At 50.0% G+C, this 23,559-nt stretch carries 22 protein-coding genes and 1 riboswitch; of the genes, 17 read left to right on the forward strand and 5 right to left on the reverse strand.

Annotated elements, in window-relative coordinates; all coding sequences use genetic code 11:
* Window positions 1-60: 60 nt before the first annotated feature.
* Genes sdaAA through DW819_RS13570 form a run of 3 tightly spaced genes read right to left on the reverse strand, consistent with a single transcriptional unit; the run spans window position 61 to window position 2,842 of the window.
* Window positions 61-930 carry an L-serine ammonia-lyase, iron-sulfur-dependent, subunit alpha gene (gene sdaAA / locus DW819_RS13560; RefSeq protein ID WP_118733683.1) on the reverse strand — a complete coding sequence of 290 codons (870 nt, stop codon included), beginning with the start codon at window positions 928-930 and terminating at the stop codon, window positions 61-63.
* A gap of 21 nt (window positions 931-951) precedes the next feature.
* On the reverse strand, window positions 952-1,620 hold the full coding sequence (sdaAB, locus tag DW819_RS13565; protein WP_118733684.1) for an L-serine ammonia-lyase, iron-sulfur-dependent subunit beta: 669 nt from the start codon (window positions 1,618-1,620) through the stop codon (window positions 952-954).
* 1 nt (window position 1,621) lies between these two features.
* Window positions 1,622-2,842, reverse strand: coding sequence for a dicarboxylate/amino acid:cation symporter (locus DW819_RS13570; protein WP_118534323.1), 1,221 nt, complete (start codon window positions 2,840-2,842; stop codon window positions 1,622-1,624).
* Between the two features lie 186 nt (window positions 2,843-3,028).
* Between DW819_RS13570 and DW819_RS13575 the strand changes: the two genes are divergently transcribed.
* The 3 genes from DW819_RS13575 (at window position 3,029) to DW819_RS13585 (ending at window position 6,071) form a co-directional block, all read left to right on the forward strand.
* Window positions 3,029-3,985 carry a LysR family transcriptional regulator gene (locus DW819_RS13575; protein WP_118733685.1) on the forward strand — a complete coding sequence of 319 codons (957 nt, stop codon included), beginning with the start codon at window positions 3,029-3,031 and terminating at the stop codon, window positions 3,983-3,985.
* 81 nt (window positions 3,986-4,066) lie between these two features.
* A complete protein-coding gene (locus tag DW819_RS13580; RefSeq protein WP_118733686.1) occupies window positions 4,067-5,362 on the forward strand; it encodes a potassium transporter TrkG in 1,296 nt (431 codons plus the stop codon).
* A gap of 28 nt (window positions 5,363-5,390) precedes the next feature.
* Complete coding sequence (locus tag DW819_RS13585; RefSeq protein ID WP_118733687.1) at window positions 5,391-6,071, forward strand: TrkA family potassium uptake protein; 681 nt, start codon at window positions 5,391-5,393, stop codon at window positions 6,069-6,071.
* Between the two features lie 28 nt (window positions 6,072-6,099).
* On the opposite strand, the gene DW819_RS15990 is transcribed toward DW819_RS13585, so the two are convergent.
* Window positions 6,100-6,249 (reverse strand): hypothetical protein, encoded by a 150-nt coding sequence (locus DW819_RS15990; RefSeq protein ID WP_243025868.1) that lies wholly within the window; start codon window positions 6,247-6,249, stop codon window positions 6,100-6,102.
* A 218-nt stretch (window positions 6,250-6,467) separates the two neighbouring features.
* Here DW819_RS15990 and DW819_RS15995 point away from each other — a divergent pair, with 218 nt between their 5' ends.
* The 13 genes from DW819_RS15995 (at window position 6,468) to DW819_RS13650 (ending at window position 20,752) form a co-directional block, all read left to right on the forward strand.
* A complete protein-coding gene (locus tag DW819_RS15995) occupies window positions 6,468-6,938 on the forward strand; it encodes a hypothetical protein (RefSeq protein WP_243025870.1) in 471 nt (156 codons plus the stop codon).
* Between the two features lie 175 nt (window positions 6,939-7,113).
* Window positions 7,114-7,210, forward strand: a riboswitch (purine riboswitch).
* 140 nt (window positions 7,211-7,350) lie between these two features.
* Window positions 7,351-8,628 (forward strand): amidohydrolase family protein, encoded by a 1,278-nt coding sequence (locus DW819_RS13595; protein WP_118733688.1) that lies wholly within the window; start codon window positions 7,351-7,353, stop codon window positions 8,626-8,628.
* A gap of 80 nt (window positions 8,629-8,708) precedes the next feature.
* Window positions 8,709-8,960 carry a hypothetical protein gene (locus DW819_RS13600; RefSeq protein WP_118733689.1) on the forward strand — a complete coding sequence of 84 codons (252 nt, stop codon included), beginning with the start codon at window positions 8,709-8,711 and terminating at the stop codon, window positions 8,958-8,960.
* Window positions 8,961-9,038: 78 nt separating this feature from the next.
* Window positions 9,039-11,324, forward strand: coding sequence for a xanthine dehydrogenase subunit XdhA (gene xdhA, locus DW819_RS13605; RefSeq protein WP_118733690.1), 2,286 nt, complete (start codon window positions 9,039-9,041; stop codon window positions 11,322-11,324).
* Window positions 11,325-11,336: 12 nt separating this feature from the next.
* The gene (gene xdhB / locus DW819_RS13610; RefSeq protein ID WP_118733691.1) at window positions 11,337-12,224 is read left to right on the forward strand and encodes a xanthine dehydrogenase subunit XdhB; all 888 of its coding nucleotides are present in this window, start codon (window positions 11,337-11,339) and stop codon (window positions 12,222-12,224) included.
* On the forward strand, window positions 12,217-12,723 hold the full coding sequence (xdhC, locus tag DW819_RS13615) for a xanthine dehydrogenase subunit XdhC (protein WP_118733692.1): 507 nt from the start codon (window positions 12,217-12,219) through the stop codon (window positions 12,721-12,723). The genes xdhB and xdhC overlap by 8 nt, the downstream gene beginning before the upstream one ends.
* A 395-nt stretch (window positions 12,724-13,118) precedes the next feature.
* Window positions 13,119-13,250 carry a hypothetical protein gene (locus DW819_RS16085; RefSeq protein ID WP_279220961.1) on the forward strand — a complete coding sequence of 44 codons (132 nt, stop codon included), beginning with the start codon at window positions 13,119-13,121 and terminating at the stop codon, window positions 13,248-13,250.
* 92 nt (window positions 13,251-13,342) lie between these two features.
* The gene (locus tag DW819_RS13625) at window positions 13,343-14,248 is read left to right on the forward strand and encodes a type II secretion system protein (protein WP_118733693.1); all 906 of its coding nucleotides are present in this window, start codon (window positions 13,343-13,345) and stop codon (window positions 14,246-14,248) included.
* A gap of 227 nt (window positions 14,249-14,475) precedes the next feature.
* Complete coding sequence (locus DW819_RS13630) at window positions 14,476-17,097, forward strand: cation-translocating P-type ATPase (RefSeq protein WP_118733694.1); 2,622 nt, start codon at window positions 14,476-14,478, stop codon at window positions 17,095-17,097.
* A complete protein-coding gene (locus DW819_RS13635; RefSeq protein ID WP_243025872.1) occupies window positions 17,097-18,323 on the forward strand; it encodes an AI-2E family transporter in 1,227 nt (408 codons plus the stop codon). The genes DW819_RS13630 and DW819_RS13635 overlap by 1 nt, the downstream gene beginning before the upstream one ends.
* Window positions 18,320-18,544, forward strand: coding sequence for a 4Fe-4S binding protein (locus DW819_RS13640; protein ID WP_182432653.1), 225 nt, complete (start codon window positions 18,320-18,322; stop codon window positions 18,542-18,544). Before DW819_RS13635 ends, DW819_RS13640 begins: the two co-directional genes overlap by 4 nt.
* A gap of 50 nt (window positions 18,545-18,594) precedes the next feature.
* Window positions 18,595-19,497 carry a LysR family transcriptional regulator gene (locus DW819_RS13645; protein ID WP_118733696.1) on the forward strand — a complete coding sequence of 301 codons (903 nt, stop codon included), beginning with the start codon at window positions 18,595-18,597 and terminating at the stop codon, window positions 19,495-19,497.
* A 142-nt stretch (window positions 19,498-19,639) separates the two neighbouring features.
* On the forward strand, window positions 19,640-20,752 hold the full coding sequence (locus DW819_RS13650; protein ID WP_118733697.1) for a 5-methyltetrahydropteroyltriglutamate--homocysteine S-methyltransferase: 1,113 nt from the start codon (window positions 19,640-19,642) through the stop codon (window positions 20,750-20,752).
* Between the two features lie 136 nt (window positions 20,753-20,888).
* Here DW819_RS13650 and DW819_RS13655 read toward each other — a convergent pair whose 3' ends face one another.
* A complete protein-coding gene (locus tag DW819_RS13655) occupies window positions 20,889-21,203 on the reverse strand; it encodes a hypothetical protein (protein WP_243025873.1) in 315 nt (104 codons plus the stop codon).
* Window positions 21,204-21,530: 327 nt separating this feature from the next.
* Between DW819_RS13655 and uvrB the strand changes: the two genes are divergently transcribed.
* Window positions 21,531-23,519 carry an excinuclease ABC subunit UvrB gene (gene uvrB, locus DW819_RS13660; protein WP_118733698.1) on the forward strand — a complete coding sequence of 663 codons (1,989 nt, stop codon included), beginning with the start codon at window positions 21,531-21,533 and terminating at the stop codon, window positions 23,517-23,519.
* Window positions 23,520-23,559 lie beyond the last annotated feature (40 nt).

Raw genomic sequence — 23,559 nt, forward strand, 5'->3', positions numbered from 1 at the left:
TCTGTAGGCCCTCCCCGGAACTTCGGACCCTTTCGTGCTATTCCCTTAAATTGCTATTTTCTAGCTGCACATATGGCATGCGGCGCAGGCAGATGGTGCGGTGGCACATCCGCCCATGGCGGTTTCGCGCAGTTCCGCCGGAAGGCGTTTGCCTACGGTGTACATGGTCTCTAACATTTCATCAAACGGGATGAGCTGGGAGAGACCTGCAAGAGCCATCTCCGCTGCGATCAGGGCGTTGGCTACGCCTGCGGCGTTACGGTTCTGGCATGGGTACTCGACCAGGCCGCCGACCGGATCGCAGACAAGACCCAGCATATTCATGAGTACGATGGTGGCTGCATCGAGGCACTGCTTCGGACTTCCGCCGAAGAGCTCTACGGCGGCGGAAGCCGCCATGGCAGATGCAATACCGACCTCGGCCTGACAGCCGCCCACGGCACCGGCTACGGTCGCGTTTCTCATAGCCAGGTAACCGATAGCGCCGGCATTGAACAGGGCTTTGGTGAGGTCATTATCAGAAAAACTGTGACATTCCTGCAGTGCCAGCAGCATACCCGGGACCACACCGGCGGAACCGGCGGTCGGAGCAGCCACGATGAGGCCCATGGAAGCGTTGGTTTCCAGAACAGCTACCGCGTAGGTGATGGCCTTTTCCAGCACATCGCCGCAGATACCGCGACCGGCTGCCTGGTGGGAAGCCAGCTTTTCAGCTTCGCCGCCGATGAGGCCGCCCATGGAGCGAACCGGAGTCTGAATCGGAGTATGCGCGGATTCCTTCATAATTGCAAGAGCACGCGCCATGCGTCTGCTGGCTTCCTCTTCCGGCATCTCGCCCTCGGTCATTTCTCTTCGGAGCATGATCTCAGAAATCGGGAGATTTTGATTCTGACATAATTCTAAAAGTTCTTTCGCGTTTTTAAAATCCATTGTCTGTTGTCCTCCCTTTCTTTAGATCTGTACGACCATGACATCGCGTACGTTGACATTGTCTTTCAGGTTCTCTGTTACATCCTCCGGAAGCTTTCCATCGGATTCTACGATCGTGTAAGCGGTGTGTCCTTTTGCTTCGCGGAACAGTCGCATGAACGCGATGTTGACGCCGCGGTCGCTTAAAACTTTGGTGATGTGGGCAACAACGCCAGGTTTGTCCTGCTGTACCACGATAATGGCACTGTACTCTCCGGTAAAGTCTACCTTTACGCCATTGATGCGAACGATGCGGACCTTGCCGCCGCCTAAGGATTCGCCGCGGATGGTCATGGTCTGGCCGTTTTTATTGGTCATGGAGATATCCACAGTGTTCGGATGGATCTCGGTTTCGATCTCATTCGGGGTGAAGGTATAAGCCAGGCCGGTTTCCTGCGCAATCTCGAAGGAATTACGGATGCGCATATCGTCGGTGGAAAATCCCATGATGCCGCCGAGGAGCGCCCGGTCGGTTCCGTGACCGTGATAGGTTTTGGCGAAGGAACCATAAAGCGTAAAATCAGCCCGGACAACGTTTCCGCCGATCATTTTCTGAGCCAGAAAACCGATGCGGGCCGCACCTGCTGTGTGGGAACTGGACGGGCCGATCATGTTTGGTCCGAGCACATCGAAAACACTGATAAATGACATGTTAAGCCTCCTGAGTTTCTTTGATGATGAATTTGTGATAAATGGTATCTACAATGACGCCGATGGCGTTATCGCCGGAAATGTTGCAGGCAGTTCCAAAGGAATCCTGGGTGATGTAAAGGGCAACCATGATCGCGCAGATCGGACCGTTCGGATCTCCGGCAGTGGTGCCGAATACCATATAGAGGAACGGAAGCGCGGTCATAATGGATCCGCCCGGAGCACCCGGGGAAGCAACCATGGCAACACCGAGGGTCATGATGAACGGAACAACGGTAGCCAGGCTGATGGGCAGCTGGTTCATCAGGCAGACTGCGGTAGCGCAGGCTGTGATGGTGATCATGGAACCTGCCATATGGATATTGGCGCACAGCGGAACCACGAAGTTACGGATCTGCTCGCAGACACCGTCGTTGGCTGCGCACTGTAAGTTAACCGGGATGGTGGCAGCGGAGGACTGGGTTCCCAGTGCGGTTGCGTATCCCGGAAGCTGATTTTTGATCAGGGTTAACGGGTTCTTCTTGCTGATGGTTCCGGCAACGATGAATTGAATGGTGATGCAGATCAGGTGCATGGCAATGACAACCAGGAATACCTTCCAGAGGATGCCAAGAATTGCAAAGGTCTTGCCGGAAATGGTCATATCCGTGAAGGTGCCGCAGATGTAAAGCGGCAGCAGCGGGATGATAACATTGTGGAGTACTTTGTCAATGATGGAGGAGAAATCCTTCATTGCATTGTACAGGGTATCACCGATCTCTTTTCCACGCATGGAAGAGAGGCACAGGCCCAGGACGAAAGCCAGGACCACTGCGGACAAGGTGTCCATGACCGGCTGGATGGCGATGGTGAAGTACGGGGACAGAGAAACCTCTGCGGTAGCAGCAATCTGGTCCAGCGCGTCAGCACTCATAAAGCTCGGAAACAGGCTTTCCGCAACCAGGAAAGATGCGGAACCTGCGATCAGGGTTGAGCCGTAAGCCAGGGCCACGGTGATGAGCAGGAGTTTTCCTGCGCCTTGGGACAGGTCTGCGATACCCATGGTAACGTAAGCCAGGATCATGAGCGGGATGACGAATTTTAAAAAGTTACTGAAAAATCCGGACAGTGTGACAACAAGACGGCAAAAGCCCTCCGGCAGAAACTGACCGAATAAGATACCGAGGATGATCGCCAGGATCAGCTTTGGTACAAGCCCCATTTTGAATTTCTTTTTTTCCATTTGTAAATTCCCTCCAATAACAAAAATGTGAATCACTTGCTGAAATCTGCAGCAATTATATACAGATTCCATAAAAAATAGCGGTTGACGTCTTCGCAGGAGCATTATATCATGGTAACATAAATGAATCAAATTCATAGTTTTCATGAGTATGTTGAAAATAATTCAATCATAGGGAGGCGTTTTATGGAATTTCGCCAGCTTCAGACCTTTATTCAGGCTGCACAGCTTCAGAGCTTTTCCAGGGCGGCAGTTCAGCTTGGTTATTCGCAGTCGGCAGTGACGGTCCAGATCCGCATGCTGGAAAAGGAGCTTGGAACGCGCCTGTTTGACCGGATGGGAAAGCAGGTGGTATTGACACCGCAGGGACAGAAATTTTTGATGCACGCGAACACGATCCTCTACGAGGTAAACCGTACACGCCTGTCCATGCATGAGGATGAGGAACTGAAAAATCCGCTTCACATCGGCACGATCGAATCGCTGTGTGCGGCCAAATTTCCGGCTATTGTGAGCCGGTTCCGGGAACATCATCCACAGGTAAAGCTTCAGATCACGGTGGGAACCCCGGAAGAGCTGATTCGCATGATGGAGCACGATCAGCTGGATATCATTTATATTTTGGATGCGCCCCGGTGGAGTGAAAGCTGGGTGAAGGCCATGGAAGTGGCAGAGCCGGTCGTATTTGTGGCATCCCCGGCATTCTGGGCACAAAAATACGCAGAATGCGAGAAGAACGGCACAGTGAAATGGAGCACAAAAACAGTTGGGCAGGAAGAAATATCGGTTCGGCAGATAACATTGGACCAGATTTTACAGGAACCATTTTTTTTAACAGAGAAAAATGCAAATTACCGCCAGGCACTGGACCAGCACCTTGCCTCCTGCCACTGCTGCCTGTCCCCGGTTCTGGAAATCAGTGATACAGCCTTTATCATCCAGATGCTGGAGCAGAGCCGCGGTCTTTCGTTTCTCCCGCTGTTTGCGGTGCAGAAGCAGATCTGGGAGGGAACACTTGCTGCTGTGGAGGTGGATGACGTGGAAATATCCATGTACCGTCAGATCTTTTACCACAAAAATAAGTTCAGAACGCGGGAAATGGAGCAGTTCATCATCTTTGCGTCCGAGGAAGAAAACCATTGATGAAAAATTAATCCCATAAACAAAACGGTTATGGTATAATCAATGTTAATTTGTAAATTTATCTGACAGAAAGGCGAAGCTATGAATTTTCTAAAGAAACAGTCCCCGGTGCGGATTATTTCGCTGGGCTTTGCGCTGGTGATCCTGATCGGATCGGTGCTTTTAAGTCTGCCCTGCAGCATACGGGACGGAGTTACGCTGCGTTACATTGATGCCCTTTATATGTCTACCAGTGCGGTGTGTGTAACAGGACTTCTCACTGTAGATGCAGGGGATACGTTTACGCCGCTTGGCCAGTTCTTTCTGGGTATGCTGATCCAGGTCGGCGGTCTTGGGGTGACAGCGGTGGGAACCGGTGTGATCCTGGCCATGGGAAAGAAGATCAACCTGAAGGCCAGAAACCTGATCCGGGAGGCTGGCAATCTGGATTCCGGAAAGGGCGTGATCCGTTTTATCCGGCTGGTATTTCTGACTACGGTTACATTCGAACTGGCCGGAGCAGCATTGAGCTTTCTGGTATTTCGAAAAAACTTTCCACCGTTAAAGGCGGCCGGAGTCAGCCTGTTTCATTCGGTGGCTTCCTTCAATAACTCCGGATTTGACATTCTGGGCGGCGGTCAGAACCTGATTCCGTACCAGGATGATGTACTTTTGAATGTGGTGACCTGCGCCCTGGTTATTTTTGGCGGCATCGGCTTTTTGGTGATCCGTGAGGTCATTGCAAAACGGTTCCGATGGAAAAAGCTTTCCATGCACGCCAAGGTGGTGCTGTTTATGAGCCTGGTGCTGACGGCAGCCGGCACAGTGCTTTTAAAGCTGACAGAGGATATTACCTGGATGGGAGCTTTCTTTACCAGTGTATCCGCAAGAACCGCCGGATTTTCTACATTTCCGCTGGGATCTTTTTCCGGCGCAGGACTTCTGACGGTCATTGTGCTGATGGTGATCGGCGCTTCTCCGGGTTCTACCGGAGGTGGTATCAAGACTACGACCTGTTATGTGCTGCTTGAGGGAATACGTTCTTCAGCAACAAATACATCGGAGAAGGCATTCCGCTATGCGGTCCCGGCTGACGCGTTCCGCAAGGCGGCAGTGATCACACTGCTGGCCATCGGTATTGTGCTGTCCGGAACTTATATTCTGGTGATTTTAGAGCCGGGCGTACCGTTTCTGGATGCGCTGTTTGAAATGAGCAGTGCCTTTGGTACTGCCGGACTTTCGACCGGAATTTCTGCGGGACTTTGCGATGCGGCAAAAATCCTGACCATTCTGATCATGTTTATTGGAAGGCTGGGACCGCTGACGATCGCCTCCCTCTGGTATTTTACCAAGGGTGAGCGGGTAAGCTATCCGGAAGGAAATATCGCGATTGGATAAAAATTGGAAAAGGGCATGGAGGAAAGCAATGTTCAAAAAGAAGAGTAATGAAAAAAACACTTACGGAATCGTTGGTCTTGGCCGTTTCGGACATGCGCTGGCTCTGGAGCTGGCAGCGGCGGGAGCAGAGCTTGTGGTACTGGATAAAGAAGAAGAAAAGGTGCGGGAACTGCGGGAGTATACGGAAAATGCTTACGTAGTGCATGCGCTGGATAAAAAGACACTGTCGGAGACCGGTGTGCAGAACTGCGATGTGGCGGTGGTCTGTATCGGTGAACAGCTGGATATCTCCATCCTGACTACACTGAATTTGGTGAGCCTTGGGATACCGACTGTCATCTCCAAGGCCTCCAGTATGGAGCATGGGGAAATTCTGGAAAAGATCGGGGCCCAGGTGGTTTACCCGGAGCGCGACATGGCAGTGCGTCTGGCACACCGGCTGGAGGCAGTCCGCATGCTGGACTTTATCCAGCTGAGTGAAAAACTGAATATCTCCAAGATGATCATGCCGGAGCGCAGCGTAGGAAAAACCGTGGTGGAGGCCAATCTGCGCGGACGGTTTGGTGTCAACATCATTGCGGTGGAGAATGATGGAAAGCTGATCGAGACCATTACACCGGATTATGCGTTTAAGAAAGGTGATATTGCCTATATTTCCGGAAGCAAGGAGGCTTTAAACAGGCTCAGTGAATGGAATGGAAAAGCATAAGGCAGAGCGCAAAGGACGTGATGATCTCTTACCGCTGTGAGTGGCAGATATGGATTTTCAGCTTTAGGAGGAGATCCTCGCGGACTTCCGGTCGCGGATCGATCATGGGATTTTTGGCTACACGGATCCGGACCAGGAATACTTTGATGCGCTGGATCACTGGTTCTTCACGCGTCATGGCTACCATGTAGATCGGGAAACGGTGACAGTGGGCTGCGGCGTGGTATACGGCCTTGCCACCGGCGTAAAGGCATTTACAAAGGAGGGCGATGCGATCCTCATCCAGCAGCCGGTATATTATCCGTTCCGGGAAGTCATTTTACCAGCTTCCAGACTCTGGACGCGAAATACCAGGACAGCCTGGTGCTGTATACTTCACCAAGCAAAACCTTTAACGTGGCAGGATTTCAGCCGGCAAACATCATCATCCAGAACCAGAAGCTCCGGAAAGCTTACCGGAAAGCAAATGCGGCAGCGGGCTACAGTCAGGGAAACATTATGGGGCAGGTTGCCGTGAAAACCGTGTATACCAAAGGCGCGCGGTGGGTGGATGAGCTTTTGGAGTATCTGACCGGAAACATGGAATATATGCGCACATTTGTGAAGGAGAACTTCCCGAAGGCGCATTTTGTGGAGCCGGAGGGTACCTATCTGACCTGGGTAGATTTTTCCGGCTATGGCTTCACCGATGAAGAGCTCGAGCATCTGATGGTAGAGGAGGCAAAGCTGTGGCTGGACTCTGGCAAGGTATTCGGACCGGAAACAGCACAGTTTGAGCGTTTCAATCTCGCCTGTCCGCGAACCACGGTCGTGAAGGCAATGGAGCAGCTGAAAGCTGCGCTTGATGTGCATGTCAGATGGAACTGAAAATCCAGAATAAAATAGAAAAGGACATTTGACTTTTTTGAAACAAGATGTTAAAATTGTATGGAAAAAGGACATATGACATGTAAAAATCGGTAATAGTGCCGAAAATATGCCGGCTTTTTGAGAAGCTTTGTCCGTATACTTTCCATATTCCAAAGTCTATAATAACAACAACTTCATAAAACAGGTGACGATATGTATATTCTGGAGATGGGTCCAGAGTTTCTACCAACTGCCGTAAAGAGTTGACTACATAGTTACATGAACCGGGGAACCCCGGGAGTTTCATGCGACTGTGTGCTACTCCGGAAAGAAAAAACCAGCAGAGAATTTCGCATGAGCGCGGAATTCTCTTTTTTGTTTTCAGTACAATGTATGGGGATAAGGAACATATAGGAAAGGATGAATAAATATGAAACAGACCTTTGCCCTGAGAGGCAATCTTGTATACACAAAAAAAATCGGAACAATGGAAATCCTTGAGCATCAGTATCTGGTCTGTGCGGACGGAAGGGTGCAGGGAATCTATCCAGAACTTCCCCAACAGTTTTGCGGCATTCCGGTAGAAGATATGGGAGACCGGATCATCATCCCCGGGCTTACGGATCTTCACGTTCATGCACCGCAGTATTCGTTCCGGGGACTAGGCATGGATCTGGAGCTTCTGGACTGGCTGAATACCAACACCTTTCCGGAGGAGAGCAAGTACCGGGATCCGGAATACGCAAGGAAGGCATATGATATTTTTGTAAAGAATTTAACACACGGCGCTACTACAAGAGCCTGTGTGTTTGCCACCATTCACAACGAAGCAACCCTTCTTCTGATGGACCGGCTGGAAGAGGCAGGAATTGCGGCGATGGTGGGCAAGGTGAATATGGACCGCAACAGTCCGGACTATCTGCGGGAGGCTTCGGCAGAGGCATCTGCAAAGGCAACCAGGGAATGGATCCGGGCCGTGGCAGAACGGCATTATGAGCGTGTGCAGCCAATCCTGACTCCGCGGTTTACGCCAAGCTGCAGTGACGAATTAATGGAGCTTTTGCATGATATCCAGAAAGAAACCGGGCTTCCGGTGCAGTCTCATTTATCGGAGAATCTGGGAGAGATTGCCTGGGTGCAGGAGCTCTGTCCGTGGGCAGAATTTTACGGAGATGCCTACGACCATTTCGGCATGTTTGGCGGGAAATGCCGCACCATCATGGCTCATTGTGTTTACTCCGGTGAAGCGGAAATCCGCAGGATGAAGGAGAATGGAGTTTTTATTGCCCATTGTCCGGAGTCCAATACCAACCTTTCTTCCGGTATCGCGCCGGTACGCCGGTATTTAGATGAGCAGATTCCGGTGGGACTCGGAAGTGATGTGGCAGGAGGTACGACGGAGAACCTGTTTGCGGCCATGCGCCATGCCATTCAGGCAAGCAAGCTCCGCTGGCGCCTGAGTGACCAGGGGTTAAAGGCGCTTACGGTTGAGGAGGTTTTTTATCTGGCTTCTAAGGGAGGCGGAGCCTTCTTTGGTAAGGTTGGAAGCTTTGAGCCGGGGTATGAGTTTGATGCGGTAATTCTGGATGACACAAGGCTGGAGCATCCGCAGTCACTTGAGGTAAAGCAGCGACTGGAGCGTGTCATTTATCTCGGTGATGAGCGGGAGGTGGCCGGAAAATATGTGGCAGGCCGGAAAATTTTATAATTTTTATTGAGAAAGAAGTCATGTGACCTTTCTTTCCGGCAGACAATGCGGTTACAATGATGCTATAGGAGGATGTGCCCGTGGATATTTTTCAGAAATTGCCAATGGCAAAACGCAGTGCGATGGAACTGTTGTTTCAGAATTGTACAGAAAAAGTTAAAAATTACATGTTCACTATGGAAGTGGCGGCGGGACAAACTTTTATTCAGGCAGGAGAGCTTTGCCGGAATGCGGCAGTATCGGGTCAGCGTGGTCGCGCTGACAACACTTGCAGCCTGAAACAGACCCGCAGCCAGATGGCAATAGAACAGTGTATCGAAGGCAGATCGTAAGGCGCGCCTGAACAAAAGAAGGTAAAAATCGCGCATTGGATTTTTACAGGCGCTGATTTCAAATGGAGGGGTAAGCAAATGTATGTAGGAAAGAAGGTAACACGTGTAGATGCTCATGATAAAGCAATGGGCAGAACCCGTTATACCGATGATCTGTGCGACAAGAGCGCATACATCATTCGTGTATTGCATTCCACGATCGCGAATGGGCGGGTTATTTCAATTGATACATCTGAGGCGGAGAAGATTCCGGGAGTCGTAAAAATCTTCACCTGCTTCGATCTGAAGGAAAAGCACTATTTTCCGACTGCAGGCCATCCGTGGTCTACGGACCCGTCTCATCAGGACGTGGCAGACCGTCTGATCATGACAGACCGTGTCCGCTTCTACGGCGATGACATCGGTGCAGTCGTAGCAGAGGATGAGGTGGCAGCAGCCCAGGCACTGCGGGCCATCAAAGTAGAGTATGAGGAGTATCCGTTCGTTATGGATGTACAGGATGCCATGAAGGAGGATGCTCCGCAGATCCATGAAAATTACCCGGGCAATGTGTTAAAGCACACCACGATCCGCAAGGGTAATTATGAGGAAGCCATCAGGGAGCCGGGCCTTATCAAGGTAGAGGGCTGGTACAGCACGCCGACCGTGCAGCACTGCCATATCGAGAACTTTATCTGTACTGCACAGATGGAGGGCGAGCGCATCCGTATGCTCAGCTCCACCCAGATCCCGCACATTGTCCGCCGCGTGGTGGGACAGGCACTGGGAATTGACTGGGGCCGTGTGCAGATTATCAAGCCTTACATCGGCGGCGGCTTCGGCAACAAGCAGGACGTTCTGTATGAGCCGCTTTGCGCATGGGTCTGCATGAACCTGGGCGGTCATCTGGTTAAGCTGGATGTGCCGCGGGAGGAAACCTTCGTTTCCAACCGTGTACGCCATGCGATCCGCAGCCATATCGTATCCTGGGTTCGTCCGGACGGAACCTTTGCGGCAAGAAAGCTTGAGGCATTCTCCGACCAGGGAGCGTACGCATCCCACGGACACAGCATCTGTGCAAAGGGTGTTGGTGCATTCCCGCAGCTTTACCCGTGTGACAATATTGAGGCAGATGGCTATACGGTATTTACCAATAAGCCGGCTGCCGGAGCCATGCGCGGATACGGTATTCCGCAGGCTATGTGGGCTGTTGAATGCCACACCGATGATGTTGCGGCAAAGATCGGCATGGACCCGATCGCGTTTCGCAGAAAGAACCTGATGCCGGTTGGCTTTAAGGATGAATTTTCCAAGAATGAGCTGTACAGCGATACCTTTAACCAGTGTATGGACAAGGGCATGGCAGCTATGGATTACGAGCGTAAATATAAGGAATACCAGAATCAGACCGGCGATATCCGCCGCGGTATCGGCATGTCCGTATTCTGGTACAACACGGCAGTATGGCCGATCTCCCTGGAAACCTCTTCCTGCCGTATGGTATTGAATCAGGATGGTTCCCTGCAGGTACAGCTGGGTGAGACAGAGATCGGTCAGGGTGCTGACACTGCCTATACCCAGATGGCAGCGGATGTTGTAGGCGTCCGCCTGGATCAGGTGCATGTGGTTTCCTGCCAGGATACCGATGTGACCCCGTTTGGCACCGGCGCTTACGCGTCCCGTCAGATTTACACCGCAGGCTTCTCCATCCGCCAGACCGGACTGCTGCTGAAAGAGCGCATTTTGAACTATGCCCATGAGCTGACCCGTATGCCTCCGTACAATCTGGATCTTGTGGAGGGCAACGTTGTCCGCGTGACCGACGGACGCGTGCTGATGAGCGTGGGTGAGCTGGCTACTGAGGCTCTGTACAGCGTAACGCACAGCCAGCACATTACCGCAGAGAGTACCGCCCAGATCAAGTCCAACGCCTACTCGTTTGGATGCTGTTTTGCGGAGGTAGAGGTAGACATCCCGATGTGCAAGGTGAAGCTGCTTGACATTGTAAACGTGCATGATGTCGGAACCCTGATCAATCCGGCACTGGCCGAGGCACAGGTACACGGCGGCATGAGCATGGGCATCGGCTTTGGCCTGTCCGAGAAGCTGCTGTTTGATCCGAAGACCGGGCGCGCGTTAAATAATAACCTGCTGGACTACAAGCTGTCCACCTTTATGGACCATCCGAGACTGCGTGCTTACTTCGTGGAAAATCCGGAGCCGACCAGTGCCTTCGGAACAAAATCCCTGGGTGAGCCGCCGACCTGTCCGGTTGCTCCGGCCATCCGCAACGCGGTTTATCAGGCCACCGGAGTGGCAGTCAATGACGCGCCGGTGAACCCGCACATTCTGTTTAAACGGTTTAAAGAAGAAGGTTTGTTCTAAGGAGGTTACATTATGTATGATTTAAAGGCGCTTTACGAAGCGGAGAGTGTAGAGCACGCAGTAGCGCTCCTGATGGAACATCCGGAAGCGCAGATCATTGCCGGAGGCAGTGATGTGCTGGTGCAGATGCGCGAGGGAAAACGCGCAGGAAAAGAGCTTGTCAGCATTTACGGGATCGACGCCATGCGAGGCGTATCCTTTGAGGAGGACGGTGCCATCCGCATCGGCTCCCTGACCAGCTTTTCCCATATTACCAAGGATCCGATCATCCAGAAATATATCAACGTACTCGGCGAGGCAGTAGACATGGTGGGCGGCCCCCAGATCCGCAACATCGGTACCATCGGAGGAAACACCTGCAACGGCGTGACTTCCGCTGACTCTGCCTCAACCCTCTATGCATGGGACGCGATCGTGGAGATCACCGGACCGGAAGGAGTACGCCGGCTTCCGATCCACGATTTTTACATCAAGGCAGGCAAGGTGGATTTGAGACCGGGCGAGCTGCAGACTGCGATCATCATTCCGAAGAAAGCTTACGAGGGCTATTTCGGACATTATATCAAGTATGCAATGCGCAACGCCATGGATATCGCCACTACAGGATGCTCGGTGAATGTAAAGCTTTCCGAAGATAAAAAAACAATTCTGGATGCCCGGATTGCTTACGGCGTAGCCGGTCCGGTACCGATGCGTGCCCCTTCCGCGGAAGCAAAGATCCGTGGAAAAGAGACGGGCAGAGCGGCAGTCAAAGAGTTTGCCCAGGCAGTTCTTGAGGATATCAATCCGCGGGACAGCTGGCGAGCTGCGAAAGATTTCCGTGAACATATCGCGACGGTACTGGCAGAGCGCGCCCTGTGCGAATCCATCCGTCTGGCTGGAGGTGAAGTCCATGAGTAAACAGTATAAGCTGCTTTCCTGCACCATTAACGGAAAGAAAGTAGAAAAAATGATCGATGTGCGCGCGTCCCTAACCGATGTGCTGCGGGATGATTTCCGCCTTACCAGCGTCAAGAAGGGCTGTGAGGTAGGAGAGTGCGGAGCCTGCAACGTCCTGATCGACGGCGAGTGTTTCAATTCCTGCATTTACCTGGCTGTGTGGGCCGAGGGCAAGGAAATCCTGACCCTGGAGGGCCTGGCAGGCCCGAACGGCGAGATGTCCGACATCCAGCAGACCTTCATTGATGAGGCCGCTGTCCAGTGCGGATTCTGTACCCCGGGCTTTATCATGAGCGCAACGGAGCTTTTACAGTCCGGAAAGGAATATTCCGATGACGAGATCCGCAAACTCCTGTCCGGCCACTTGTGCCGCTGCACCGGATACGAGAATATCTTCCGCGCAGTGAAGAAGACCATGCTGAGACGGCTTGGAAAGGATAAGGAAGCAGACGAGGTGTAAAATAGAATTGAGAAAATTTCTTGATAGGTCATAAAGATTATGCTAATTTAAAATACGTGACCACTCAGATATTGAGTTAAGCCCAGACGGACAGGCGGGTCAGAAGCTGAAAGTGGGAAACCACATTATTGATTGGGTTAGGAGCCCAAATTTTATAAGTCGATACGCTACATGCGTATGTTATCAGTGCAAAAGGCACGTCACTTGTGAAACGGTCAATAAGAGCTTCTGGCAAAAGCAGAGCAGAAAACTGGGGATTAAGGTCACCGTTTTTCTGCCTGTCAAAGGGACAGAGACATTTAAAGACAAAAACAGCTACAGCAGGTGATGGAATATGCCGTCACCTGTTTTTTTATACCAATTTCAGGGACGGCTGCGGGGAAATACAGGAAGCCATGGGAAGCGAGGAAGAGGGCTTTATCACAGCAGACTTTGATCTGGACCGGCTGATGGAAGACCGTCTTTCCTGGGGACTGTTCCGGGACAGACGTCCTGAGATGTATGGAAAAATATGTTCCGTAATCTGAACAATCAGGAAAGCTCTCAATCATTGCCAAACGAAAAAGAATGCAGTACAATAAAACGGTACGAAAGAATGGCATAAGGAGAGCGTAAAATCATGAAAAAACAAAAGACTGGGAACAACGGCTTTACGCTTGCGGAGCTTTTGATCGTCGTTGCGGTCATCGGAGTTCTTGTGGCGATATCCATGCCTGTTTTTGCAGGACATCTGGAGAAAAGCCGTGAGACGGTTGATCTTGCCAATGTGCGCTCCGCTTACTCGGAAGTGATGACGGCTGTGATGACTGAGGATACAGCAAATTACTCCAGGACAGTAAAATTGAAACAGAAACGGGATAACTGGAATGCCTATGATCCCGTTACGGTTGCTGGGATCACGCATTCCAGGGATGAGGGTAATACGGAGCACTGGATCGGGATCCCTGTTGAGAATGGAAAATGTACGCTGTCATATATTCCGGATTTCGGAATGAAGGTAATATGGAGCGGAGCAGGCGGAAATGATACACCGCTTCCTTTTCCGTATAACGATGATCTGCATGGAGCACTCGACAGAACCGGTATACTGGATGAGCTGAAAAACCAGAATAAGACTTATTTTGAAATAGATTCTAAGTGTCCAAAGTCTGATATGCTGACAAGAGTTAATGAGGAAATCCGGAAGGAAGGCAGCAGCAGTCTGCTGGGAACCGGAACATGGGCCTATATGGGAAGTCCGAAAAATGCATCCAGTCGGTATTTGTTCTGGACATCTATGGATACCAATCAGGTTGGTGCAGGAAAAAAAATTCCGGTCATAGTCAGCAAAGTAGATGGTGGTTTTTATATTTCTGAAACGACAACAGCTGCAAGAAAGAAGGACGGAAAGACGTACGTTGCAATTGCGGATCATATTGCAGACTTTTCCCCTTATACATCCGGCAAAAAATATGACAGTCTGGAAGATGCCTACAATGCATATCAGAAGCTGCTGGCGGATGGAACCTATGAAAAAGCATCTTGACATCCGCACGGTTTTTGGTATATGATGAATTTAATAAAGGGGAGTAACCTACGCTGGTAATCTGCGTTTGTGATGTCGTCAGTACGATGGAAGCATCCGGTGTCACAAAGAAACGGTGAGACTTTTATTGCATTATTATTGTGCAATAAAGGTCTCTTTTTTATTGAAAAACCTTCATTGCATAAGAAATACAGTTGATAAATGCTTAGACAGAGGAGGCAGAAGTGATGAAAGAATTTTATCAGCAAACGGTGAAAGAGGTTCTGGACCGTGTGGAAAGCAGAGAGACAGGCCTCACCAGTGAGCAGGCCGGAAAATCCCGGGAAAGGTGTGGCTGGAATGAACTTGCAGAGGGGAAAAAGAAAAGTATCCCGCAGATTTTCCTGGAACAGTATAAGGATTTTCTGGTACTGATCTTAATTGCATCGGCCATTATATCCGGTATGCTTGGCGATGAGGAAAGCGCGGCCGTGATCTTGATCGTGATCACGATCAATGCGATCCTGGGCACTGTGCAGACCATAAAAGCGGAGCAGTCTCTGCAGAGCTTAAAGAAGCTTGCAGGACCGCAGGCCAAGGTACTGCGTGATGGTTCCACGATCCAGCTTCCGGCAAGAGAGCTGGTGGTTGGAGACGTGATCCTGGTGGAAGCAGGCGACATGATCCCGGCGGACGCAAGGCTGATTGAAAATGCAAGTCTTAAGGTTGATGAGAGTGCTCTTACCGGAGAGAGCCTTGCGGTCGAAAAGAGCTTAGAGGCTATTTTGGCAGAGGCTCCGCTGGGAGATCGGACCAATATGCTCTTTTCCGGCAGCTTTGTGACATATGGACGCGGAAAGGCGGTAGTAACGGACATAGGAATGCAGACGGAGGTTGGAAAGATTGCAGGACTTTTGAAGTCAACTTCCGAAAAGCAGACTCCGTTACAGGTGAGCCTGGAAGAGTTTGGAAAGAAATTATCCGTTTTGATCCTGGTATTCTGCGGGATGTTATTTGCGATCAACGTATTTCGCGGTGAAAAGATCAGCAGTGCATTCATGTTTGCCGTAGCACTGGCGGTTGCGGCAATTCCGGAAGCGTTAAGCTCGATCGTAACCATTGTCCTTTCTTTCGGAACACAGAAGATGGCAAAGGAGCATGCGATCATCCGAAAACTGCAGGCAGTGGAAGGTCTTGGAAGTGTTTCCGTTATCTGCTCGGATAAAACAGGAACACTGACACAGAATAAAATGACGGTTGAGGATTACTATGTAGAAGGAAAACGAATCCCGGCAGCAGAGATTGACATAGCAGATCCGGCACAGAATTATCTTCTGGAGTGCAGTATTTTATGTAATGATTCGACGAATGAAAACGGAGTGGAGATCGGGGATCCGACAGAAACCGCATTGATCAATTTGGGAAGCCGGTGCGGAATCGAGGCCGCAAGCGTACGGAACCGCTATCCGAGGGAAGGAGAGCTTCCGTTTGACAGTGACCGCAAGATGATGTCAACACTTCACAGGATAAACGGTGAAAACCGGATGATCGTAAAAGGAGCAGTCGACCGTCTGCTGGAGCTGACGGAACGGATTTGGACAAAAGACGGAATCCGCGAAATCACAGAAGCAGATAAAGAAACCATACAGCAGCAGAACCGTGATTTTTCAATGGAAGGCCTGCGTGTACTGGCATTTACCTATCGCGAAATTCCAAAGGAGCATGTATTAACAGCAAAGGATGAGGCTCATCTCGTATTTCTTGGCCTCATTGCCATGATGGATCCGCCGAGAGAAGAATCAAAGGCCGCCGTCGCAGAATGCATCAAAGCAGGAATCCGGCCGGTCATGATCACAGGAGATCATAAAATTACGGCAGCGGCCATAGCAAAAAGAATTGGAATCCTGCATGATTTATCGGAAGCCTGCGAGGGTGCGGATATCGAGAAAATGAGTGATGAGGAGCTGAAGGATTTTGTCCCGGATATATCTGTGTATGCAAGGGTTTCCCCGGAGCATAAAATCCGTATCGTCCGTGCATGGCAGGAAAAAGGAATGATCGTTGCAATGACCGGAGACGGTGTGAATGATGCTCCGGCGTTGAAGCAGGCGGACATCGGTGTTGCAATGGGAATCACCGGGACCGAGGTGGCAAAGGATGCTGCCGCCATGGTGCTTACCGATGACAATTTTGCCACCATTGTAAAAGCAGTAGAAAATGGACGAAATTTATATCGAAACATTCAGTATGCGATCCAGTTCCTTTTGTCGGGAAATTTTGGAGCAATTTTAGCGGTTCTGTATGCATCAGTCGCAGGACTTCCGGTTCCGTTCGCACCGGTACACCTGTTGTTTATTAATCTTCTGACGGATAGCCTTCCGGCCATCGCACTTGGCGTGGAGCCTTCTGACAGTGATGTGATGAATGAGAAACCAAGATCTGCGGACGAATCAATACTGACAAAAGATTTCCTCGGCAAAATCGGTCTGGAGGGCTTTGTGATCGGTGCGATGACAATGATCGCATTTTTGACAGGATATCACCAGGATGGCGCACTGCTTGGCAGTACGTATGCTTTCGGAACACTTTGCCTAGCACGCCTGTTCCATGGATTTAACTGTAAGTCGGATCATCCGGTTATCTTTACAAAACGGTTCTTTAACAATCCATGGCTGCAGGGAGCCTTTATGCTCGGCGCAGTACTGATCACCGCAGTATTGACCGTTCCCGGCCTTCATCGTATATTTCAGGTGGAGACTCTCAATCCGGGACAGCTCGGCTGCGTATATCTGTATGCCTTTGCCAGTCTTCCGATCATTCAATTGCTGAAGTGGATTCGTACGAAATTAGGAAAAAGTGGAGAAAGATAATGGATTTCAGTAAGCTATCTATGAAAAAAATTCGGGAACTGATCATTTTCACAGCACTGCTGGCAGCTGCGTTGTGGAAATTTGAAGTTGTGATCGATGTGCTGAAAACAATATGGGGAATCATATTCCCCTTTGCACTGGGAGGCGCAATTGCTTTTGTCATCAACGTGCCGATGAGCTTTCTGGAAAAGATGATCTTTGGGAAGATCAAAGCCGGAAAGAAAAAAAGTAAAAAGCTTGCCAGACCGGTAAGCCTTCTTCTGACTATGATACTGGCTGTCGGTGTCATGGTACTGGTGATGTTTGGCGTGATCCCGCAGCTCACTCGTACTATGGGAACTCTGATGATGAGCATTGCTGATTTTATTCCGCAGATGCAAAGCTGGATTCGGGATTTTTCACATAATAACCAGGATATTATGAATTATGTAAATCAGATCCAGTTTCAGCCAGATCAGGCCATTCAGTGGGGGATCAGCATTCTTGGCAGCGGAGCGGGAAATATGATGAGTACGACCATGTCAGCAGTGAGCTCGATCGTCAGCGGACTTGCCACCTTTTTCATTGCGTTTTCCTTTGCCTGCTATATTCTTTTTCAGAAAGAACAATTGCACATACAGATAAGAAAGGTATGTTTTGCGTTTCTTTCCAAACAGAAAGCAAATGCACTCCTTAAAATCTGTTCCCTGATTTATCGGACATTTGCCAATTTCCTTACAGGACAGTGCTTAGAGGCTGTGATCCTCGGAAGCATGTTTGCCGTCACGTTAAGCATTTTGAAAATGCCCTATGCACTGCTGATCGGAACCCTGATCGCCTTTACTGCATTGATCCCAATCTTTGGCGCGTTTATCGGATGCGCATTGGGCTGTTTCCTGATTTTTATGGTAAGTCCGAAACAGGCAATGCTGTTTATCCTTGTATTTCTGCTGCTTCAGCAGATTGAAGGGAATCTGATCTATCCGCATGTGGTCGGAGGTTCCGTCGGACTTCCGTCCATCTGGGTCCTTGCTGCAGTTACCATCGGCGGAAATCTTATGGGAATTGCGGGGATGCTCATCTTTATTCCGCTTGCATCCGTTTGTTATACTGTTTTCAGGGAAGTTGTGTATCTGCGGCTGAAGGAAAAACATATAAAACGGGTGACAGCGACAGCGGTGGAAGAATATACCGCGCAGGAATGGATGGATACGGAAAAGAAATTGCAGGAAGGAGCGGAGAAATGACAAACGAAATGGAATCCCACAAGGAAAAAGCAGTATATTATATCCTGGACAGCTGTACCCGCTGCGGGCGATGCGCTCAGAAATGCCCGCTTCATGCGCTGGTGCCGCGTCAGGGACATTATCGGATCGATTTACGTTTTTGCGATGGCTGCGGGATCTGTTATGAGATCTGTCCGATCGGGGCGGTGGCCATCCATATGGATTTTGATCCGCAGACATGATAAGATGACGAAGTAATGAAACCATACAGCGTACGAAAGAGAAAGCACATATGACACTGACACAATTAAAATACATTGTAGAGACTGCAGAGGCCGGGACCATCAGCAGGGCGGCGGAGAAGCTGTATATTTCTCAGCCCAGTCTGACGGCGGCCATTCGGGAACTGGAGCATGAGTTTGGCATTACCATCTTCCAGAGGACCAACAAGGGAATTCTGCTGACTTCCGAGGGGGAGGAATTTCTCGGTTATGCCAGACAGGTCATCACCCAGACAAGCCTTATGGAGGAACGTTATTCCGGTGTGGCCCCGGTGCGTCATCAGTTTTGTGTCTCTACCCAGCATTATTCCTTTGCGGTGGAGGCCTTTGTGGAGCTGCTGAAGACTTACGGAGGTGAGACTTACGATTTCCGGATCCGGGAGACCCAGACCTATGAAATCATTGAGGATGTGGCAAAGCTGAAAAGTGAGATTGGGGTGCTCTATTTAAACCAGTTCAACGAGAATGTTCTGCGAAAAACCTTCAAGGAACATAATCTGAAATTTGAACGGCTGTTTCGGGCAAAGCCTCATGTGTTTGTCGGATCGGGAAATCCGCTGGCCAAGCGGGAAAAAATCACCCTGCAGGATCTGGAGCCATATCCGAGGCTTTCCTACGAGCAGGGAGATCACAATGCGTTCTATTTTTCCGAGGAGATTTTAAGTACGCTGGAGAGCCGGAAAGACATCCGGGTCTGTGACCGGGCAACATTGTTTAACTTGCTGATCGGCCTGAATGGCTATACCATCTGCAGTGGTGTGATCAATGAAACCCTGAATGGCAGGGACATTGTAGCGGTGCCGCTGGAGGCAGATGATTATATGGAAATCGGATATATCACGCATAAACAGGTGGTGCCGGGGAAATTTGCTGCTCATTATATAGAAGCACTGAAGCGGTTCGCGATAGACTAAAACTATGGCAAACCGCTTTTTTTCGATATTTTACAGGGAATGAAAATGCGGGTATCATAAGAGCCATGAATAGCAGATATGACAGGGGCGGCCAGAGAAGCATGGAATGGCTGCGCACAACATCAGATAAGGAGACAACAACATGAGCAAAAATACCCCGTTTCGTTATGATTATGTAGGAAGCTTTTTAAGACCGGAGCAGTTAAAGAAGGCACGCGCTGAGTATGAGACAGGAACCATCACCGCAGAAGAATTAAAGAAGGCAGAAGACGCAGCCATCACCGACCTGGTGGAGAAGCAGAAGAAAGCTGGTTACCATGTGATCACCGACGGTGAGTTCCGCCGCGCTACCTGGCACCTGGATTTCATGTGGGGATTCAACGGTGTGGGTCACAGCGCCACTGAAGAAGGACTGCCGTTTCACGATGAGGCAGCCAAGATTGATGATACCTTTCTGACCGGAAAGATTTCTGTGGGACATCATCCATTTGTGGAGCATTACAAATTTGTGAAGGCACTGGAGGATGAGAATACCGTAGCAAAGCAGACCATCCCGGCACCGGCCCAGTTTTTCGAGCAGCTGGTAATGCCGATGAACATTGAGGATACCAGAAAGATTTATCCGAATGATGAGGAACTTATTGCAGATCTGGTAGCCGGATATAGAAAAGTCATCGCGGATCTCTATGCGGCAGGCTGCAGAAACATCCAGCTGGATGACTGTACCTGGGGCTGCTTTGTGGACCCGAAGGCAAGAATGTTCTTTGGAACCGATGATGCAGGACTGGAAAAACTGCAGAAGGAATTCCTGGAAATCAACAATCTGGTGATCGAGGGACAGCCGGAGAATCTGGTCATCAACACCCACATCTGCCGCGGAAACTTCCATTCTACCTGGGCCTGCACTGGTGCTTATGACAAGATTGCGGAGCTGGTATTTGGAAAGGAAAACGTCAATGCCCTGTATCTGGAGTTTGACGATGCGCGTTCCGGCGGATTTGAGTGCCTGAAGCATGCTTCCGAAGATAAAAAGGTTGTTCTGGGCCTGATCACAACAAAATCCCCGAAGCTGGAGGATAAGAACGCTGTGATCGCGCGCATCCATGAGGCGGCAAAGTATGTACCGTTAGACCGTCTGTACTTAAGCCCGCAGTGCGGATTCGCTTCCTGCGAGATCGGCAACAAGCTGACCGTGGAAGAGCAGTGGGCAAAATTGAAACTGGTAAAAGAGATTGCAGAGGAAGTGTGGGGGTAAGAAGTAACAGCATATAGCAGATAAAATGTCATGTCTGCATAAAACACAAAATCGGCAGGTCAGTCGCGAAAACTGGTCTGCCGGTTTTTGTGTTCATTCGGTATTTTCTTATGTGAAAGATGATGCTGTCTGCAGATTAGTTTGCAGCAGTAGTCTCCTCAGCTGCTTCCTCAGTGGACTCAGCCTCGTCAGAAGACTCTTCAGCCTCCTCGGAAGACTCCTCAGCCTCAGATGCTTCATCGGACTCAACAGACTCGTCTTTTGCCTCCTCGGAAGATTCCTCGGCCTCGGTGGACTCTTTAACGGTAGTCTCTTCAGCAGTGGTCTCAGCTACAGTAGTCTCTGCAGCAGTGGTCTCCTCTTTGGTACCGCCGCAAGCGGTGATTCCCATAGCTACCATAGCAGCAGCTACAACAGCGATCATGGATTTGTTAAATACTTTCTTCATCATAATTTTTTCCTCCTCTGTCCGGGATTCCTCTCGAACAAACACATACTATAAAGGGAAAATGTGACCAAATTGTGTTTAAAAAATAAAAAAATATGAAAAATCTTATCAAATTATTAAGGAAAATGGAAATTGTTTTGTATTTCCAGACAATGTCACAGAAATGAAGAGGTACAGATGGTGTTTTGAAAATAGATATACAATATTAGGAAGAACATGCGTTCGCAAATGCTATACTTTTTATTGCCCATGTGCTATAGTAGGTTGAGGAAGGCCGTTTCGGTCAATGTCCTATTTATTACCTGTAGCTATGATTTCGGAGGAATCATTATGGACCATTTTAAACTAGTATCTGAATACGCCCCAACCGGTGACCAGCCCCAGGCCATTGCCGAACTTGTGGAGGGCTTCCGGGAGGGCAATCAGTTTGAGACGCTGCTTGGAGTTACCGGTTCCGGTAAGACTTTTACCATGGCCAATGTCATTCAGGCATTGAACAAGCCTACTCTGATCATTGCCCACAACAAAACGCTGGCGGCACAGCTTTATGGGGAGATGAAGGAATTTTTTCCGGAAAATGCCGTAGAATATTTTGTCAGCTATTATGATTATTACCAGCCGGAGGCCTATGTGCCCTCCACGGACACCTATATTGAGAAAGATTCCGCCATCAATGACGAGATTGATAAGCTTCGCCACTCCGCTACGGCAGCTCTTTCCGAGCGGAAGGATGTGATCATAGTGGCTTCGGTTTCCTGCATTTATGGTCTGGGCTCTCCGATCGACTATCAGGAGATGGTCATTTCTCTTCGTCCGGGCATGGAGAAAGACCGGGATGAGGTGATTCACAAGCTGATCGATATTCAGTATGCCCGCAATGACATGGACTTTCACCGCGGTACCTTCCGGGTGCGGGGAGATGTCCTGGAGATCTTTCCGGCCTATTCTGACAGTGTGGCCTACCGGGTGGAGTTTTTCGGAGACGAGATTGACCGCATAATGGAGATTGACACGCTGACCGGCGAGGCAAAGCTGCAGTTGAATCACATTGCTATTTTTCCGGCTTCTCATTATGTCGTGCCGAAGGAGAAGATGCAGCTTGCCACAGAAAATATTCTGGAAGAGCTAAAGGAGCGGGTGACTTTTTTTAAGAGTGAAGATAAGCTGCTGGAGGCGCAGCGTATTTCCGAGCGTACCAACTTTGATGTGGAGATGATGCGGGAGACTGGCTTTTGTTCCGGCATTGAGAACTATTCCCGCCACTTAAACTTCGGAAAGCCCGGAGAGCCGCCGTGGACGCTGATCGACTATTTCCCGGATGATTTTCTGATCATCGTGGATGAGTCCCATATCACGCTGCCGCAGGTACGCGGCATGTATGCGGGTGACCGCTCCCGCAAGACCACGCTGGTGGATTACGGCTTCCGGCTTCCTTCTGCGCTGGATAACCGGCCGTTAAACTTTACGGAATTTGAGAGTAAGATCGATCAGATGATGTTTGTATCCGCAACGCCTGGCCCTTATGAGGCAGAGCATGAGCTTATGCGGACAGAACAGATCATCCGCCCGACAGGACTTCTGGATCCGGAGATTTTTGTTCGGCCGGTAGAGGGTCAGATTGATGATCTGGTGAGCGAGGTCAATAAAGAAACAGCAGCTCATCATAAAGTGCTGATCACTACCCTGACCAAGCGGATGGCTGAGGATCTGACAGACTATATGAAGGAGCTTGGCATCCGGGTTAAGTACCTGCATTCTGATATTGATACGCTGGAGCGGGCGGAAATTATTCGCGACATGCGGCTGGATGTATTTGATGTTCTGGTGGGTATCAACCTTCTGCGAGAAGGTCTGGATATTCCGGAGATCACGCTGGTAGCCATTCTGGATGCAGATAAGGAAGGTTTCCTTCGTTCGGAAACTTCCCTGATCCAGACGATTGGCCGTGCAGCACGAAATGCTGAGGGTCATGTGATCATGTATGCAGACACCGTCACCGATTCCATGCGGGCGGCCATTGATGAGACTAGCCGACGCCGCCAGCTCCAGCAGGCCTACAATGAGGAACATGGCATCACGCCGACTACCATTAAAAAGGCCGTGCGTGACCTGATCGCAATTTCCAGGGCGGCAGAGAAAGCACCTTCCGCAGATGAAAAAGATCTGGAATCCATGAGCGCAAAGGAACTGAACAAGCTGGTAAAGGAAATCCAGAAGAAGATGCATCAGGCAGCTGCGGAGTTAAATTTCGAGGAGGCAGCCGTGCTGCGTGACCGGATGCTGGAGGTGAAGAAGGCATTGCTGGATCTGGAAGCCTGAGTTTACCGTTTACAGGCAATGTCTGCAGTTTTTGAAAAAT

Source organism: Clostridium sp. AM33-3 (assembly GCF_003480315.1).
GTDB lineage: Bacteria > Bacillota > Clostridia > Lachnospirales > Lachnospiraceae > Brotaphodocola.